General features: G+C 74.8%; 11 protein-coding genes. 4 read left to right on the forward strand and 7 right to left on the reverse strand.

Translation table 11 applies throughout. The annotated features are described in order from the left end of the window. Nucleotides 1-15: 15 nt before the first annotated feature. Nucleotides 16-2,019: a discoidin domain-containing protein gene (locus tag WDZ17_RS00350; protein ID WP_339573134.1), complete on the reverse strand. Its 2,004-nt coding sequence runs from the start codon at nt 2,017-2,019 to the stop codon at nt 16-18. A 120-nt stretch (nt 2,020-2,139) separates the two neighbouring features. Between WDZ17_RS00350 and WDZ17_RS00355 the strand changes: the two genes are divergently transcribed. Next, nucleotides 2,140-3,819 carry an APC family permease gene (locus tag WDZ17_RS00355; protein WP_339573135.1) on the forward strand — a complete coding sequence of 560 codons (1,680 nt, stop codon included), beginning with the start codon at nt 2,140-2,142 and terminating at the stop codon, nt 3,817-3,819. A gap of 22 nt (nt 3,820-3,841) precedes the next feature. On the opposite strand, the gene WDZ17_RS00360 is transcribed toward WDZ17_RS00355, so the two are convergent. The 3 genes from WDZ17_RS00360 to WDZ17_RS00370 form a co-directional block, all read right to left on the reverse strand. Next, entirely contained in the window at nt 3,842-4,762 is a 921-nt protein-coding gene (locus WDZ17_RS00360; RefSeq protein WP_422631766.1) for a sugar phosphate isomerase/epimerase family protein, read from the reverse strand. A 306-nt stretch (nt 4,763-5,068) separates the two neighbouring features. Then, the gene (locus WDZ17_RS00365) at nt 5,069-5,923 is read right to left on the reverse strand and encodes a triose-phosphate isomerase (RefSeq protein WP_339573137.1); all 855 of its coding nucleotides are present in this window, start codon (nt 5,921-5,923) and stop codon (nt 5,069-5,071) included. Beyond that, complete coding sequence (locus WDZ17_RS00370; protein ID WP_339573138.1) at nt 5,920-7,689, reverse strand: dihydroxyacetone kinase family protein; 1,770 nt, start codon at nt 7,687-7,689, stop codon at nt 5,920-5,922. The genes WDZ17_RS00365 and WDZ17_RS00370 overlap by 4 nt, the downstream gene beginning before the upstream one ends. Before the next feature lie 169 nt (nt 7,690-7,858). Between WDZ17_RS00370 and WDZ17_RS00375 the strand changes: the two genes are divergently transcribed. Next, nucleotides 7,859-9,208: a class I SAM-dependent methyltransferase gene (locus WDZ17_RS00375; RefSeq protein WP_339573139.1), complete on the forward strand. Its 1,350-nt coding sequence runs from the start codon at nt 7,859-7,861 to the stop codon at nt 9,206-9,208. 37 nt (nt 9,209-9,245) lie between these two features. On the opposite strand, the gene WDZ17_RS00380 is transcribed toward WDZ17_RS00375, so the two are convergent. The 3 genes from WDZ17_RS00380 to WDZ17_RS00390 are packed head-to-tail and all read right to left on the reverse strand — an operon-like array spanning nt 9,246 to nt 13,218. After that, nucleotides 9,246-11,069, reverse strand: a complete 1,824-nt coding sequence (locus tag WDZ17_RS00380; protein ID WP_422631760.1) for a glycoside hydrolase family 15 protein — start codon at nt 11,067-11,069, stop codon at nt 9,246-9,248. 57 nt (nt 11,070-11,126) lie between these two features. Next, entirely contained in the window at nt 11,127-12,197 is a 1,071-nt protein-coding gene (locus WDZ17_RS00385; RefSeq protein WP_339573141.1) for an ABC transporter ATP-binding protein, read from the reverse strand. Then, on the reverse strand, nt 12,184-13,218 hold the full coding sequence (locus tag WDZ17_RS00390; protein WP_339573142.1) for an ABC transporter ATP-binding protein: 1,035 nt from the start codon (nt 13,216-13,218) through the stop codon (nt 12,184-12,186). Before WDZ17_RS00390 ends, WDZ17_RS00385 begins: the two co-directional genes overlap by 14 nt. Before the next feature lie 241 nt (nt 13,219-13,459). Between WDZ17_RS00390 and WDZ17_RS00395 the strand changes: the two genes are divergently transcribed. Next, nucleotides 13,460-14,668, forward strand: coding sequence for a dipeptidase (locus WDZ17_RS00395; RefSeq protein ID WP_339573143.1), 1,209 nt, complete (start codon nt 13,460-13,462; stop codon nt 14,666-14,668). Beyond that, complete coding sequence (locus WDZ17_RS00400) at nt 14,668-16,281, forward strand: ABC transporter substrate-binding protein (protein WP_339573144.1); 1,614 nt, start codon at nt 14,668-14,670, stop codon at nt 16,279-16,281. Before WDZ17_RS00395 ends, WDZ17_RS00400 begins: the two co-directional genes overlap by 1 nt. The last annotated feature ends 6 nt before the right edge of the window (nt 16,282-16,287 follow it).

Below are 16,287 nucleotides of genomic sequence, written 5' to 3' on the forward strand. Positions count from 1 at the left end.
GACCACCCGGCGTCGTCAGCGGTACACGCGCAGGTCCGCCACGCTCCACCAGCTGCCGGCCGAGCCGGTCTGGGTGATCCGCAGGTAGCGGGCCGCGGTGGGGCCGGCGTCCATCTCCGTCAGCTGGCCGGTGCCGGTGCCGCGCGCGGCCTCGTGCCAGCGGCGCCCGTCCCGGCTGGTCTCGAGCCGCCAGCCGCGGGGGAAGTCGCCGCGCGAGGTGCCGGTGTCGGCGACGACGCGCGACAGCAGCGTGCGCTGCCCGAGGTCGACGACGAGCTGCTGGCCCGGGGTCTGCGCCGCGCCGCTGCTCCACCGGGTCGTGGCGTCGTCGTCGACGACCGCGGGGGCGTCCTGCCCGCCGGCCGTCGCGGTCGCGTCGCCCAGCGGCAGCAGGGTGCTGCGGTCGGCGAGCCCGCGGCCGGCCGGGCCCGGCCAGGTGAAGGTGGCGAGAGCACCGCCGGGCAGCGTGTGCTCGAAGGAGCGCCCGGCGACGGCGACCGCGACGGTCCGCGGCTCGTCGCTCTCGTTGTGCACGACGAGCGCCGTGGAGCCGTCGGGGTTGCGGAAGGCGACGTCGGTGACCTCGCCGTTCCAGCCCGTGGTGCCGAAGGACGTGCTGGCGACGCGCACCGCCCCGGGCCGGACGAACTTCGCCAGGTGGCCGATCGTGTAGTACTCCGCGTTCGTCGTGACCTCGTCGCCGTCGACCGTGAGCATGCCGGTGCACGTGCTGCAGCCGCCGTCGTGCGGGTCCCCCTGCGGGTCGAGCGCGACGTTCCAGGTCACGGCCGACCGGGCCCAGCTCCGCATCACCCCGACCGTGATGGTGCGGGCGTGCCAGGTCAGCGTGCCGCGGAAGTACTGCGCCGGGGTGTCGTCTGCCCCGTGCGAGCCGGAGCACTCGGTGAACCAGATGCCCTCGTCGGGGAAGGCGTCGTGCAGCGCGGTCTGCGCGCCCGGGTCGCCGTAGTAGCAGTGGAAGGCGGTGCCGGCCAGCCACGGGGCGGCGTCGGAGGCGAGCAGCTCGTACGGGTAGTCGGTCTCGGGGTCCTCGCCCTCCGGCGTCGTCGCGACGTCGTCGGGGTGGGTGGCCCAGTTGTGGTCGTAGCCAAGGATCTTCGTGCCGAGGCCGGCGCCCGCGAAGGCACGGCCGACGGCCTCGACGAGGCGCGCCTCGTCGGCGACGGGCACGTCGGCGCCCGGGTAGGCGTCGGGACGACGGTTCTGCGGCTCGTTCTGGACGGTGACGTAGTCGACGTCGACGCCCTCGGCGGCGTACGCCTCGACGAAGCGCACGAAGTACTGCGCGTAGGTGTCGTAGACGCGCTGGTCGTCGCGCAGCTGCCCCCCGACGAGCGAGCCGGACGTCTTCATCCACGCCGGCGGGCTCCACGGCGTCGCGACCACCGTCATGTCCGGCTGCAGCGCGAGGGCCTCGCGCAGCAGCGGCAGGACCGCGGCGCGGTCGCGCTCGATGCTGAAGTGCTCGAGGGCGTAGTCGCTCTCGCCGGCTGGGACGTCGTCGTAGGTGAAGTGCGGGCCGTCGACGAAGTCCGAGGAGCCCATCGGCTGGCGCAGCACGGACAGCCCGACGCCCTCGTCCGGGTCGAAGAGCCGCCGCATCGCCGCCTCGCGCCCGGCGTCCGGGAGCCCGGCCAGCAAGGACGCCGAGGAGTGGGTGATCGAGCCGCCGAAGCCGTCGACCTCCTGGTAGGTGCGGCTGGGGTCCACCGTGATCGTCAGCTCGTCGCTGCCGCCCGGCGCGAAGGCGACCGGTTCGCCCTCCTCGAGCAGCTGGGCGCGGTCCGGCGTCGTCGTCCAGACGCGGGCGACCGGTGCCCCGAGGTCGCGGCCGACGGGTGGTGCCGCCGCGGTGGCCGGTCCCGCGAGCAGGGCGGTGGCGGTGGCGGCCGCGAGCGCGGCGACGAGACGGCGGTGTCCCATGAGGTCTCCGATGACGTGGGGGCGGTTCGTCGTGCTCGCCCCATCCTGCCCGCGGGCGCGGGCGACGGAGCTCACGGCGTGGACCCAGACGACTCGCCGTCGATTCTCAGCGCAGGCCGTTCCCACGAGCAACGACCAGGCGTACACCTGCCGTGCAGCACGCGCCGCCGTGGCGCGTCCGGGCAGGGGGTGGCCATGACCGCCGTCGAGAAGCGTCCGTCACAGCCGCAGGGCGAGGGCGGCGGGGCCCCGCCGTTGCGCCGCCAGATCGGCACGATCGGCCTGCTCTTCGCGAGCGTCGGCTCGATCATCGGGTCGGGCTGGCTCTTCGGAGCGCTCAACGCCTCCCGGGAGGCCGGGCCGGCCGCGATCATCTCCTGGTTCCTCGGCGCGGTGATGATCCTGCTGATCGCCCTCGTCTTCGCCGAGCTCGGCACGATGTTCCCGCTGTCCGGCGGCATCGTGCGCTTCCCGCACCTGTCCTTCGGGTCCTTCGCGAGCTACACGACGGGCTGGATCACCTGGCTCGCGGCCGCGACCGTCGCGCCGATCGAGGTCGAGGGCGCCCTGCAGTACGCGACGCAGTACGCGCCCTTCACGCGCCAGCACACCGTGGACGGCGAGATCGTCCACACGCTCACCGGTCTCGGCTACGGCACCGCCGTCGTCGCCATGGCCGCCTTCGTGGCGCTCAACTACGTCGGCGTCCGGTGGTTCGCCCGGGTCAACAACGTCCTCGTGTGGTGGAAGCTCGGGATCATCACGCTCGTCGTCGTCGCCTTCCTCGTGACGGCCTTCCACGCCTCGAACTTCACGAGCGCCGGCTTCCGGCCGCAGGGGTGGCACGGGGTCTTCACCGCGATCGCGACCTCCGGCATCGTCTTCTCCTACCTCGGCTTCCGGCAGGGCATCGAGCTGGCGGGGGAGACGGACAACCCGCGGCGCAACGTGCCGATCGCCGTCATCGGGTCGGTGCTCGTCACGGGCGTCATCTACGTGCTGCTGCAGGTGGCCTTCATCGGGGCGCTGGACCCGGGCATCCTGACGCGCTCGGGCGGCTGGTCGGGCCTGACCTTCGCCGACGACTTCGGCCCGCTGGCCGCCGTCGCCTCCCTGCTCGGCCTCGCCTGGCTCGCCGTCCTGCTCTACGCCGACGCGATCGTCTCCCCGGCCGACACCGGGCTGATCTACACGACCGTCACGGCGCGCATCTCCTACGCGCTCGGGCGCAACGGCAACGCGCCGCACGCGCTGGCGCGCACCAGCAGCCGGGGCGTGCCCGTCGTGAGCCTCGTGGTGACCTTCGTCGTCGGGCTCGTCATCTTCCTGCCCTTCCCGAGCTGGCAGCAGCTCGTCGGGTTCATCACCTCGGCGACCGTCCTGTCCTTCGGCTCCGGGCCGCTGGTGCTGGCCGCGATGCGTCGCCAGCTGCCCGGGCGTGAGCGCACCTTCCGGGTCCCCGGAGGGCACGTCATCCCCGTGCTCGCCTTCGTCAGCTCGAACCTCGTCGTCTACTGGTCGGGCTGGTCGACGGTGTGGAAGCTCATGGTCGCCGTCCTCCTCGGGCTCGCCCTGCTGGTCGTCCTCCAGCTCGTCCGCCGGGAGGCCCCGCCGCTGGACTGGCGCGCCGGTGCGAGCTGGCTCCTGCCCTGGCTGGGCGGGCTGACGGTCATCTCGCTGCTGGGGGACTACGACGGCGGCCTCGGCGTCCTGCACTTCGCCACGGCGATCCCCGTCGTCGTCGTGCTCTCCGTGCTCGTGTACGTGGTCGCCCTCGCCGTGCGGCTCGACCCCGAGCGGGTGCGGGCGCTCGTCGCCGAGGCGGAGGCAGAGGCCGCCACGGAGGAGTCCGAGCTCGGGGCGGCGCCGGCCTGAGGGGCGTGCCGGTCCGGCCGCGTCACCCGTCGGCGAGCAGTCGCCGGACCCGTCGGGTGCCCAGCAGCCCCCGCAGGTAGTCGCGGTTGCGGGCGCTGACGGACAGCCCGTCCCCGCCGTAGTGCTCGCACGTCATGGGCCCGCGGAAGCCGTGCTCGACGGCGGTGGCCAGCATCTCCCGGTAGCTCATGACGCCGGTCTCCAGCGGGGACGGGGCCGTGCTGATGGCACCGGTCGTCGCGTCCTCGGTCCGCAGGTAGTTCTTCGTGTGCCAGAAGTTGGTGTGCGGAAGGACCTTGGCCGCCATCTCGGTCCAGCGCTCCACCGGCCGGTGCAGCCGCTGGAGGTTGCCGAGGTCGGGGTTGAGGCCCACCTCGGGCAGGTCCACGTCGGTCACCATGCGGACGGCGCCGTCGGCCGTGCCGAGGTAGGTGTCCTCGTACATCTCCAGCGACAGCTGCAGGCCGTTCTCGGCGGCGTGCCGACCGAGCTCGCGCACCCGATCTACGGCGAGCCGGTAGGTGTCAGGGTCCTCGTCGGGGGCGGGGTCGAGCGGGCCCTGCGCCGTCCAGAACCACTGCGCCGCCTGCTGCTCGGGCAGCAGAGCACGGAAGAAGCCGATGCAGACGACCTCCGCGCCGAGACCGGCGGCCGCGTCGACGGCGCGGTGGAGGTAGGCCATGTTCTCCTCGCCGTGGTCGGGGTCGACCGGGCTGCGACGCGACGTCGACAGCGCCGGCACCCGCAGGCCGACGTCGGCGAGGACGTCGCGCAGCTCCTGCTGCCGGTCGGGGGAGAGGTCCGCCACCCGCAGCCAGGTGTCGGTCGGGTCGACGCAGTCGAAGCCGGCGTCGGCCACCTCCTCGAGGGAGCGGGCCCAGCCCTCGGCGGGCTGCTCCTGCACGGTGGTTCCGTCGGGCAGCGTGCCCGGGAACTGGAGCATCGCCGCGGCGATCGGCCAGCCGGCCGGGTCGCTCGATCGTCCTGCCTGTGCTCTGGCCACGGTGCCTCCAGGTCTCGTTCCCGTACGTGCCCTGCCTGCGTCGACGGTCTTCCGGCCGCCGTCGCCGTCCCCCCGTCGTCCGCCGCCAGTCTCCCCCGAGGCGGCACCCGGACGCCCCGTACGGGGCGCCGGTGAGGTGTACCGCCGTCGTCGCGCCGCCGACGACCCGGCCACCGCTCCCTGCCGTCCCGACGAGGCGGTGCCGTGCGATCGGTCTCGCGCCGCGGCCCCGCCCGGGCGAGCGTCCTACCCCGGCGGTGCGTCCCCGGCGGCGCCGACCAGGTCGAGCAGCCCGAGGAAGCCGGTGACGTCCCAGGCGGCGCGGCCGACGAAGAGCCCGTCGACCCCGGGGACGGAGAGCAGGTCCGGCGCCCCGGCGGCGTCGACGGACCCGCCGAAGAGGACGGCGGCGACCCGGCCTCCGGCGTCGGCGACGAGCGGCTCGACCACCTCGGCCACCTCCGCCGGCCGCGCGGGACGACCGGAGGAGCCGATGGCCCACACCGGCTCGTAGGCGACGACGACCCGCGCCGCCTCCTCGTCGGGCAGCGTGCCCACGCAGCGCCGCACCTGGTCGAGCACGTGCTCGACGTGGCCGCCACCCGAGCGCACGGCGGCGGGCTCCCCGACGCACAGCAGCGGCACGAGACCGTGGCGCAGGACGGCGCGGACCTTGAGCGCCACGCGCGCGTCGGTGTCGCCGAAGTGCTCCCGCCGCTCGGAGTGCCCGACCTCGACGAGCCGGGCGCCCGCGTCGGCCACCTGGGGCACGGACAGCTCGCCGGTCCACGCCCCGGCGTCCTCCCAGTGCGCGTCCTGCGCCCCGACGAGCACGTGCGGCGCCCGCCCGGCCAGCAGCGCCGACACCTCGGCCAGCGCCGTCGCCGGGGGCACGCAGAACACCTGCGGCGCAGCAGGTCCGGCCACGTCGCCGGGGCCGCGGCCCCGTGCCGCGAGCCCGTCGGTCAGGCCCCGGGCCCACGCGAGCCCCTGCGCCCGGGTCTTCGTCATCTTCCAGCTCGTCCCGACCCACGGCGTCCCCCGCGGGGGGAGCGGGACCGGTCGGGCCCGGGCGGCTCCCGCGGCGTCCGCAGGCGTCACGACGGTGCCCCGGCGGCCGCGGCCGCGGCCGCGGGGGCGAGGTCACCGGTGACCGCCCGGACGACGAGGCCGAAGGACAGCGCTCCGGCGTCCGGGGTGCCGACGCTGCGGTCGCCGTGGGTGCGCGCCCGTCCCAGCGAGGCCGAGGTCCCGGCGGTGGCGGCCGCGGCGTCCGCGGCGGCCCGGGCGGCGGAGCGCCACCGGTCGAGCGCGTCGTCGGTGCCGTCGCCCCCGCCCGCACCCGCCTCGAGCGTCTCCACGAACGGCACGAGCGCGTCGACCATCGTCTTGTCCCCCGGGCGGGCGCCCCCCAGGCGAAGCACGGCGTCGACGCCGGCGCGCACGGCGCGCACGACCTCGGTGCTGCCGGGGGCCGCGTCGTCGCCCAGCGCGGACCCCGCCGCGGTCAGGGCCGCGCCCCACAGCGCCCCGGAGGTGCCGCCCGCGCCCTCGGCCCAGGCCTCCCCGGAGCGCACCAGCGTCGTGCCGGCCCCTGCGCCCGCTCCTGCGGCCTCCGCGGCGGCGTCCGCCGCGGCGCGCAGGCCCCGGGACATGCCGATGCCGTGGTCGCCGTCCCCGGCGACGGCGTCGACCTCGCCGAGGCGGTCCGCCGCGGCGAGGACGACGTCACGGGCCGCCGCGACCCCCTCGAAGACGCGCCCGGCCGCCGCCCGTGACCCGTCCGCGGCGGGTGGGAGCACGCGGTCCTCCTCCTCGTCCGGCACGGGCGGCAACGCCTCCCGGTCGGCCGGCTCCGCGGGGCGCCGATACGCCGGCGCGTCGCAGGCCGCGCGCCAGTGCTCCTCGAGCTCGTCGTCGAGGAAGGAGACGGTCAGCGAGGCGCCGACCATGTCCAGGCTCGTCACGTGCTCGCCGACCTCGGGGCGGACCGTCGTCAGCCCGCTCCCGCGCAGGCGCTCGTCGACCCGCCGGTACAGCACGAGCAGCTCCTCGCGGGCCGCGCCGCCGAGGCCGTTGAGCACGACGGCGACCCGCCCGCGGTACCCGGCAGGCCCGACCCCGCGCGACGGCTCCTCGGCGAGCACGCCGTCGACGAGCAGGTCCGCGACCCCGTCCGCGGTGACGAGGTCCCGCTCCTCGAGCCCGGGCTCGCCGTGGATGCCCAGCCCGATGCCCATGCGACCCCTCGGCACCTCGAACAGCGGCGCCGGTGCGCCCGGCAGCGTGCAGCCGGAGAGGGCGACGCCGAGGGTCCGCGTGCGCGCGTCCGCCCGGCGCGCGAGCGCCTCGACGTCGTCCAGCGGCAGGCCCGCCGCGGCGGCGGCCCCGGCGACCTTGAGGACCACGAGGTCGCCGGCGATGCCGCGCCGTCGGTGCGCCTCCTGCGGCGGGGCGGAGGCGACGTCGTCGCCGACGGCGACCTCGCGCACGTCCACGCCCTCGCTGCGCAGCATCTCGGCGGCGAGGCCGAAGTGGAGGACGTCGCCCGCGTAGCGCCCGTAGCCGAGCAGGACGCCGCCGCCGGTGTGCGCGGCCAGCGCGACGGCGCGGACCTGCGACGCGGAGGGCGAGGCGAACACCCCTCCGCACGCGGCGCCGGCCGCGAACCCCTCGCCGACCCACCCCGCGAAGGCCGGGTAGTGCCCGCTCCCGCCCCCCACGACGACGGCCACGGAGCCGGGGGCTCCGGGAGCGGCGCGGACGACGCCGCCGCGGCAGCGCCGCAGGTGCCCGGGGTGCGCCGCGACGAGGCCGTCGACGGCCTCGTCGCCGAAGCGGTGGGGGTCGTTGAGGAGCAGGGTCACCCGGGCCTCCGTCGGTCGTCGGCGTCTCGAGCACGCAACGTATCGACGCCGCGGGACGGCGGACGGTGGACGGCGGCCGGGTCGGACCCGTCGGTCCGCGGGTCTGGTCGTCGACGACCAGCGTCCCTAGCCTGCCGCGCGGGAGTCGCCGTCCACGGAGGAGGAAGCCGTGCCCTCGAGGTCGCGCAGCAGCGCCGGTCGCGTGCAGTCGCTGGTCGAGGGGGCCCTGGGTGTCAGCCTGCCGCTGCGGGTGCGCATGCCCGACGGCTCCGAGGCCGGACCGGACGGGGCGCCGACGCTCGCCGTCCGGGACCGTCGCGCGCTGCGCCGGCTCCTGTGGGCGCCGGGCGAGCTCGGTCTCGCCCGGGCGTACGTCGCGGGCGAGATCGACGTCGACGGCGACCTCGAGGCCGCGCTCCGACGGTTCCTCGCGGCCCAGGACGGCGGCGGCGCGCGGCGCGTCGGCCGGCAGCGCCTTCTCGAGGAGGCGCTGCGCCTCGGCGTCGTGGGCCTGCCGCCGTCCCCGCCACCCGAGGAGGCCGGCACGGGCGGGCGCCGGCACTCGCGTCGCACCGACGCCGCGGCCATCAGCCACCACTACGACGTCGGCAACGACTTCTACCGCCTGCTCCTGGGCGAGGCGATGACGTACTCCTGCGCGTACTGGGTCGAGGGCTGGTCCGCGGCTGGTCCGGGGGAGGGGGGCGTGTCGACTGATCCCGGCGACGGTCTCGCGGAGGCCCAGCGCTCCAAGCACGAGCTCGTGGCCCGCAAGCTCGGCCTGCGGCCGGGGATGCGCCTGCTCGACGTCGGCTGCGGCTGGGGCTCGATGGTGCTGCACGCGGCGCGCGAGCACGGCGTCCGGGCCGTCGGCGTGACGATCTCGCGGGAGCAGGCCGACCTCGCCCGTCGTCGCGTCGCGCAGGAGGGGCTGGAGCACCTCGTCGAGATCCGGGTGCAGGACTACCGCGACGTCGACGACGGCCCGTACGACGCCGTGAGCAGCATCGGGATGGCCGAGCACGTCGGGCGCGAGCGGCTGCCCGGCTACGCCGCGAACCTGTTCTCGCTGCTGGCTCCCGGCGGTCGGCTGCTCAACCACGCCATCAGCACCCACCAGGGCCCGACGGCGGCCGGCCGGGGGCGCAGCTTCATCGACGCCTACGTCTTCCCCGACGGCGAGCTCGTCCGGGTCGGGCACATGGTCTCCGTGCTGGAGGACGCCGGCTTCGAGGTGCGGGACGTGCAGTCGCTGCGCGAGCACTACGCCCGGACGCTGCGCGCCTGGGTCGCCCGGCTGGCCGACCGATGGGACGAGGCGGTAGCGCTCGTCGGCGAGCGCCGAGCCCGCGTGTGGCGGCTCTACATGACGGGCTCGGCCGTCGCCTTCGAGACCGCCCGGATCGACGTCGACCAGGTCCTCGCCGTGCGGCTCGGTCCTGACGGGCGCAGCGGCGTCCCCCCGGTGCGCGAGCGGTGGCTCGGCGCGGACGACGGCGGGCTCCCGGGGCCGTCGTGAGGCCTGTGGGAGGGGCCGCCGACGCCCCGCGCGGGGGTCAGCGCCCGCTGCTCCGGTCCAGCGCCGCGTCGAGGTTGACCGCCGCCGAGATGAGCGCGAGGTGGGTGAAGGCCTGCGGGAAGTTGCCGAGCGCCTCGCCGGAGGGGCCGATCTCCTCGGCGTAGAGCCCGAGGTGGTTGGAGTAGGTGAGCATCTTCTCGAAGACGATCCGCGCCTCCTTGAGCCGCCCGGCGCGGGTGAGGGCCTCGACGTACCAGAACGAGCAGAGGTTGAAGGTGCCCTCCTCGTCGGCGATGCCGTCGTGGCCGGTGATGGCGTAGCGCGAGACGAGCGAGTCCGCGACGAGCTCGTCGCCGATCTTGTCCAGCGTCGACAGGAAGCGCGGGTCGGTCGGGCCCGCGAACTTCACGAGCGGCATGACGAGCAGGGACGCGTCGAGCAGCCGGCTGCCCGGGTGCATGGCGTACGCCCCGAGCTCGGCGTCCCAGCACTCCTCCTGCACGAAGCGGTGCGCCTTGTTGGCGATCTTGCGCCAGCGCTCCGTCGGGGCCGGCAGGCCACGGTCGCGCGCCACGCGCAGGGCGCGGTCGTAGGCGACCCACGTCATGAGCGCCGAGTAGGTGAAGCGCTGCTGCGGCCCGCGGACCTCCCACACGCCCTCGTCGGGCTCCTGCCAGTGGTCGGCCAGCCAGTCCAGCCGCTTGCCGAGCGTCGTCCACAGGTCGTAGCTGATCGGCACCTGGCGGTTGTAGAGGTAGACGGAGTCCATCACCTCGCCGTACACGTCGATCTGGCGCTGCCCGACCGCGGAGGTCCCGACGCGGACGGGGCGGGAGCCCTTGTAGCCCTCGAAGTGCTCGAGCACCGTCTCGGGCAGGTCGGCGCTGCCGTCGACCCCGTACATGATCATGACGTCGCGGTCGACGGAGGCCTCCTCGCACCGCTTCTGGATCCAGTCCATGAAGGCGGCGGCCTCGTCGAGGAAGCCCAGGCGCATGAGCCCGTAGACGGTGAACGCGGCGTCGCGCAGCCACGCGTACCGGTAGTCCCAGTTGCGCCCACCGCCCAGCTGCTCGGGCAGCGAGGTCGTCGGCGCGGCGACGAGCGCACCGGTGGGGTGGTAGACGAGGAGCTTCAGCGTCAGCGCGGAGCGCTGCACCATCTCGCGCCAGCGGCCCCGGTAGCGCGACCCGGCGACCCACTGCTGCCAGAAGTCGCTCGTCCGTGCGAAGAGGTCGTCCACCTCGCCGTTGAGGAGCGCGCGCTCGACGCCCCACCACTCGAGGACGACGTCGACCTGCTCGCCCTCGTCGACGTCGAAGAGGGACTCGACCCCGCGCCCGTCCGCGGTCACCCGCAGGGGCACCGTCGTGCGGAGGACGCACTCGCCCGCCGAGGAGGTGATGACCGCGCCCACGCCCTCGACGACGCGCACCTCGTGGGGGACCCGTCCGTAGTCGAACGCCGGCCGGCAGACCAGCTCGAAGCCGGTCCGGCCGCGCACCGACGACGCCTGCCGCACGAGCAGGTCGCGCGCCGCGGCGACGTCGCTCGTCTCGGGGACCATGAAGTCGACGACCTCGCCGACCGAGTCCCGCGTGAGGTAGCGCGTCAGCAGGATGTTCGTGTCCGGCAGGTACAGCTGCTTGGGCCGCAGGCTCGTGCGCGCCGACAGGCGGAAGGACCCCCCGCGCCCGGCGTCCAGCAGCGACGCGAACAACGACGGCGCGTCGAAGCGGCTCGGGCAGTACCAGTCGATGGTCCCGTCGACGCCGACGAGGGCGACCGTGCGCAGGTCGCCGATCACGCCGTGCTCCTCGATGGGCAGGTAGGTCTCCGCCACGGGCGAAGCATCACCCATGCCGGTCCGTCCCGGGCACGCGGCCCGCCGGTCCGGGCGCACCGCTCGACGGGTCGATCAGCCGCCCAGGAGCACCTCGGCGCGGTGGCAGGCAGCGAGCCGCTCGTCGGCGTCGCCCCTGGCCCGGCGCAGGAGCGGCACGTCGGTGGAGCACTCCTCGACGGCGAGAGGGCAGCGGGTGCGGAAGCGGCAGCCGCTCGGCGGGTCGGCGGGAGAGGGAGGCTCGCCGCGCAGGACCTCCCGGCGGCCGAGCCGGCCGCGCTGCGTGCGGTCCACCGACGGGGAGGCGGACAGCAGGGCCCGCGTGTAGGGGTGCGCCGGGCGCTCGAAGACGGGCTCGGCGTCCCCCACCTCGGCGAGCCGCCCGAGGTACATGACGGCGACCCTGTCGGCGACGTGGCGCACGACCGACAGGTCGTGGGCGATGAAGACGACGGCGAGACCGAGCTCGTCGCGCAGACGCCCCAGGAGGTTGACCACCTGGGCCTGCACCGAGACGTCCAGCGCGGAGACCGGCTCGTCGCAGACGAGCACCGAGGGCTCGAGGGCGAGCCCGCGGGCGATGCCGATGCGCTGCCGCTGCCCGCCGGAGAACTGGTGCGGGTAGCGCCCGAGCATCCCCGCCGACAGGCCGACGAGCTCGAGCAGCTCGCCGGCGCGCTGCCGGCGGGTCGCGCGCGACCCGGTCCGGGCCGCCGCCAGCGGCTCGGTGACGACCTGCTCGACCGTCATCCGCGGGTCCAGCGAGGCGTAGGGGTCCTGGAACACCATCTGCACGCCCCGGCGCATGACGCCGTGCTCGGCGCGGCCCATCCGCGTCACGTCGGTGCCGCGGTAGGACAGGGTGCCGGCGTCGGGACGCTCGAGCCCGACGAGCATCCGGGCGAGCGTCGACTTGCCGCAGCCGGACTCGCCGACGACGCCGAGCACCTCGCCGGCGCGCAGCCGCAGGTCCACCCCGTCGACGGCGGAGACGGTGCGCCGGCGCAGGCCGGAGCGGCCGGCCGGGTAGCGGCGCGCGAGGCCCCGGGCGTCGAGGACGACCTCGCCCCCGACGTCGCCCCGGGACGCCGGGGTGCCGGTCCCGGTGGTGCCGGTCCCGGTGGTGCCGGTCTCAGCGGTGCTCATCGAGGACCTCCTGGGAGCGGATGCAGGCGCTGGTGCGCGGCCCGGCGGCGCCGTCGTGCCGGCGCGGCGCCGGGACCTCCGCCGAGCACGCGGGCAGCGCCCACGTGCAGCGCGGGGAGAACGCGCAGCCCGGGGGCGTCTGCGCCGGGACGGGCGGGGACCCCGGGATCGTCGCCAGCGCGCCCGCGGTCGTCGCGGCCTGGGGCACCGAGGCCAGCAGGGCCCGCGTGTAGGGGTGCGCGGGCCGCACCAGCACGTCGTCGGCCGAGCCGGCCTCGACGACGCGGCCGGCGTACATGACGGCCACGCGGTCGGCGACCTCGCTGACGACGCCGAGGTCGTGCGTGATGAGCAGCACCCCCATCCCGAGGTCGCGCCGGAGGCCGTCGAGGAGCTCGAGCACCTGCGCCTGGACGGTGACGTCCAGCGCCGTCGTCGGCTCGTCGGCGACGAGCAGCTCGGGCTCCAGGGCGACGGCCATGGCGATGAGGATCCGCTGGCGCATGCCGCCGGAGAACTGGTGCGGGTAGTCGCGCACGCGCTGGGCGGCGCCCGGGATGCCGACCATGGCGAGCAGCTCCACGGCGCGGGCGCGGGCCGCCCGGCGCGAGGCGCCGGTGTGGACGCGCACGAGCTCGCCGACCTGGTCGCCGACGGACAGGACGGGGTTGAGCGCCGACAGCGCGTCCTGCACGACGAGGGCCATCCGTCGGCCACGCAGCGGGCGCAGCTGCCGCTCGGTCAGCGCCGTCAGGTCGAGGCCGGCCAGGGACATCTCGTCGGCGCTCGTGCGCATCCCCGGCGCGCCCAGGCCGAGGACGGCACGCGCCGTCACCGACTTGCCGGAGCCGGACTCGCCGAGCAGGGCGACGAGCTCGCCCCGCCCGACGTCGAGGTCGACGCCGCGGACGAGCTCGACCGCCTCGTCGCCGGTGCCGGCCGCGACGCGCAGGCCCCGCACGCGCAGGAGCGGGTCGTGGGCGGCCCGGGAGGGCGGCGGCACGGTCGAGGGGACCGCCATGAGGGGCTCCTGCGGGTGTCGGCGGGCTGGGGCGAGGTGCGGCGGGCGGACGGCGCCGGCGGGGGAGGCGGCGCCGTCCGCTGCACCAGGGCGTGCCCGTCGAGTGTTGCCTGGATGTAACGACCTGTCGAGTGCCGTGCCGGATCTTGTCGCAAGTCTTGACGCAGCCGCCCGATCGTGGCGGACTACTGCTCGTCACGCCGGGGCGAGCGCTCCGGGACCGCCGACCGAGGAGCCCGCCGTGCTCGAGCCCGCCAAGCGCTACACCGGCTACACCGCGTACGACTACCTGGAGCCCGGTGCCGACTTCCGGGAGTTCCGCTACGCCGCCCAGCTCGGCCGCGTCCCCGCCTACACCGGTCTCGACCTCTCCACCGAGCAGGCCGAGCGGGCGCAGCGGCTGCTCGAGACGGAGCGGGTCATCTCCCTGCACGAGCACGTCCAGGTCTTCCCCGAGGACATGGGGGAGCTGCGCGAGCACATCCGCGCAGGCCGCGAGCCCACCGGCTACGAGGGCCTGTCGCGCTCGGGCCTGACGGCCGTGTTCGACAACGGCATGGACGGCACCTGCTGCATCAGCAGCGACGCGGGCTGGAAGTACCAGGACGTGCTCTTCGACCTCGGGGTCCGGATGGCGGACCTCGCCCACCAGGACTTCGTCGTCAAGGGCGAGTCCCTGGCGGACATCGAGGAGGCGCACGCCACGGGGCGCATCGCCCACGTCTTCGCCCTCGAGGCCTCGACGATGATCGAGAACGAGGTCGACCGGCTCGACGTGCTCTACGGCTTCGGCGTGCGCCAGATGGGCATCGCCTACTCCGAGGCCAACACGCTCGGCAGCGGTCTCAAGGAGCGCGGCGACGGCGGGCTCACCTACTTCGGCGACCGCGCCGTCGACCGGATGAACAAGCTCGGCATCGCCATCGACGTCTCGCACTCCGGCGACCAGACCTGCCTGGACACCATCGCGCGCTCGCGCGTGCCCGTCTTCATCACGCACGCCGGGGCCCGCAGCGTCTGGCCGACCAACCGGATGAAGCCCGACGAGGTCATCCGCGCCTGTGCCGAGCGCGGCGGCGTCATCGGCATCGAGGCCGCGCCGCACACCACGCTGTCGCCGGACCACACGCGGCACAGCCTCGAGTCGGTGATGGACCACTTCACCTACTGCGTCGACCTCGTCGGGATCGACCACGTCACCTTCGGCCCCGACACCCTCTACGGCGACCACGTCGGCCTGCACGACGCCTTCACGGCGAACCTCTCGATCAGCCAGGCGCACGGCCACGTGGACTACGAGAAGGTCGAGTACGTCGACGGTGTCGAGAACCCGACGGAGGCCTTCGGCAACATCATCGGCTGGCTCGTGCAGCACGGCTACTCCGACGACGAGATCCGCAAGGTCGTCGGCGGCAACACCCTGCGTGTCCTCGAGCAGGTGTGGTTCTGATGGGCGCCCCGCGCCGGACCGCGGCGACGGCCCTGGCCGCCTCCGCCGCACTGGCTCTCGCCGCCTGCGCGCCCAGCGCGCCGGGCGAGGGCCCGGAGGGCGGCGGCGACGCCTCGGGTGGCGGCGACGGCTCGCTCGTCGTCGCGACGACGACCGACGTCGTCAACTACAACCCGCTCGTGGGCAACAGCCGCACGGACTCCTGGGTCACCGACCTCATGTACCCGCGGCTGCTGCACATCAACGACCAGGGCGAGAAGGAGGCGGCCCTCGCCACCGACTGGGGGTACGCCGACGACCTCACCGGCTACTTCGAGATCCGCGACGACATGTCGTGGAGCGACGGCGAGCCGCTGACGGCCGACGACGTGGCGTGGACGCTGCAGAGCGTGCTCGACGACCAGCCCGCCGGCACGCTGCTGGGGCAGATGGGGGCCGTCGAGTCGGTGGAGGCGACGAGCGACACGCGCGTGGAGCTGCACCTGTCGGAGCCGGACGCCGTCGTCGTCCCCGAGGTCGGGTTCTGGGCCGTCGTCGTGCCGCGGCACGTCTTCGAGCCGGAGGGCAGCCTCGCCGACTTCGCGAACGACGCGCCGCAGGCCGACGGCGCCTGGGTCAGCGCGGGTCCCTACGCGCTCAGCGAGGTCCAGCGCGGCCAGAGCTACACGATGGAACGGGTCGAGGACTACCCCCTCGCCGACGACGGGACGCCGAACGCGTCCGAGGTCGTCTTCCGCGTCTACCCCGACGTCAACACCGAGCTGCTGGCGCTGCAGAGCGGCGAGGTCGACCTCGTCGCCAACGCGCTGCCGCCCTCGCAGGTAGAGCGGCTGCAGGGGACCGACGGGATCGAGGTCACCGAGGTGCCCGGGCTCGGCTACGCCCACCTCGTCTACAACATGCAGGAGGAGCGGCTCGCCGACGTCCAGGTGCGCCGGGCGCTGGCGGCCGCCGTCGACTACGACACGATCCGCGAGGTCGTCCTCCAGGGGCAGGCCGTCTCCGCCGGCAGCAACCCCCTGATCCCCGTGCTCTCGCAGTTCGCCGAGGACGGCCAGGAGGAGTACGCGTACGACCCCGAGCAGGCGCGGCAGCTGCTCGCCGACGCCGGCGTGCAGGACACGACCTTCTCGCTGCTCTACAACCTCACCGACCCGGTGATGGCGCAGTCGGCGCAGCTGATGGCCGAGCAGGCCGCCGAGGCCGGCATCACCCTGGAGCTCGACGGCCGCGAGCGCAACGCCTACCTGGCGGCGACGGACGCGGGTGACTACGAGGTCTACCTCGGCAACTTCGCGATCATGGACGACCCGGTGACGAACTTCCGGCTCTCCTACCAGCCGGGCGGGGTCATCAACTACACCTACGTCGACGACCCGCAGCTCAACGGGCTCATCGACGAGGCGGGGCGCCAGCTCGACGTGGCCGACCAGGTGCCGATCATGCGCGAGGCCGCCGGCATCGTGAAGGACCAGGTGTACGACAACATCCTGTACACCCAGAACCTCTACCTCGCGCACAGCGACGAGTGGTCGGGCTTCGAGGTCCAGCCGAGCGAGCTGCTGTCGGTCGTCAACCCCGTGTCGCTGGCGAACGCGACGACCGGCGGCTGAGGAGGC

It is taken from the genome of Pseudokineococcus basanitobsidens (assembly GCF_037482545.1).
GTDB lineage: Bacteria > Actinomycetota > Actinomycetes > Actinomycetales > Quadrisphaeraceae > Pseudokineococcus > Pseudokineococcus basanitobsidens.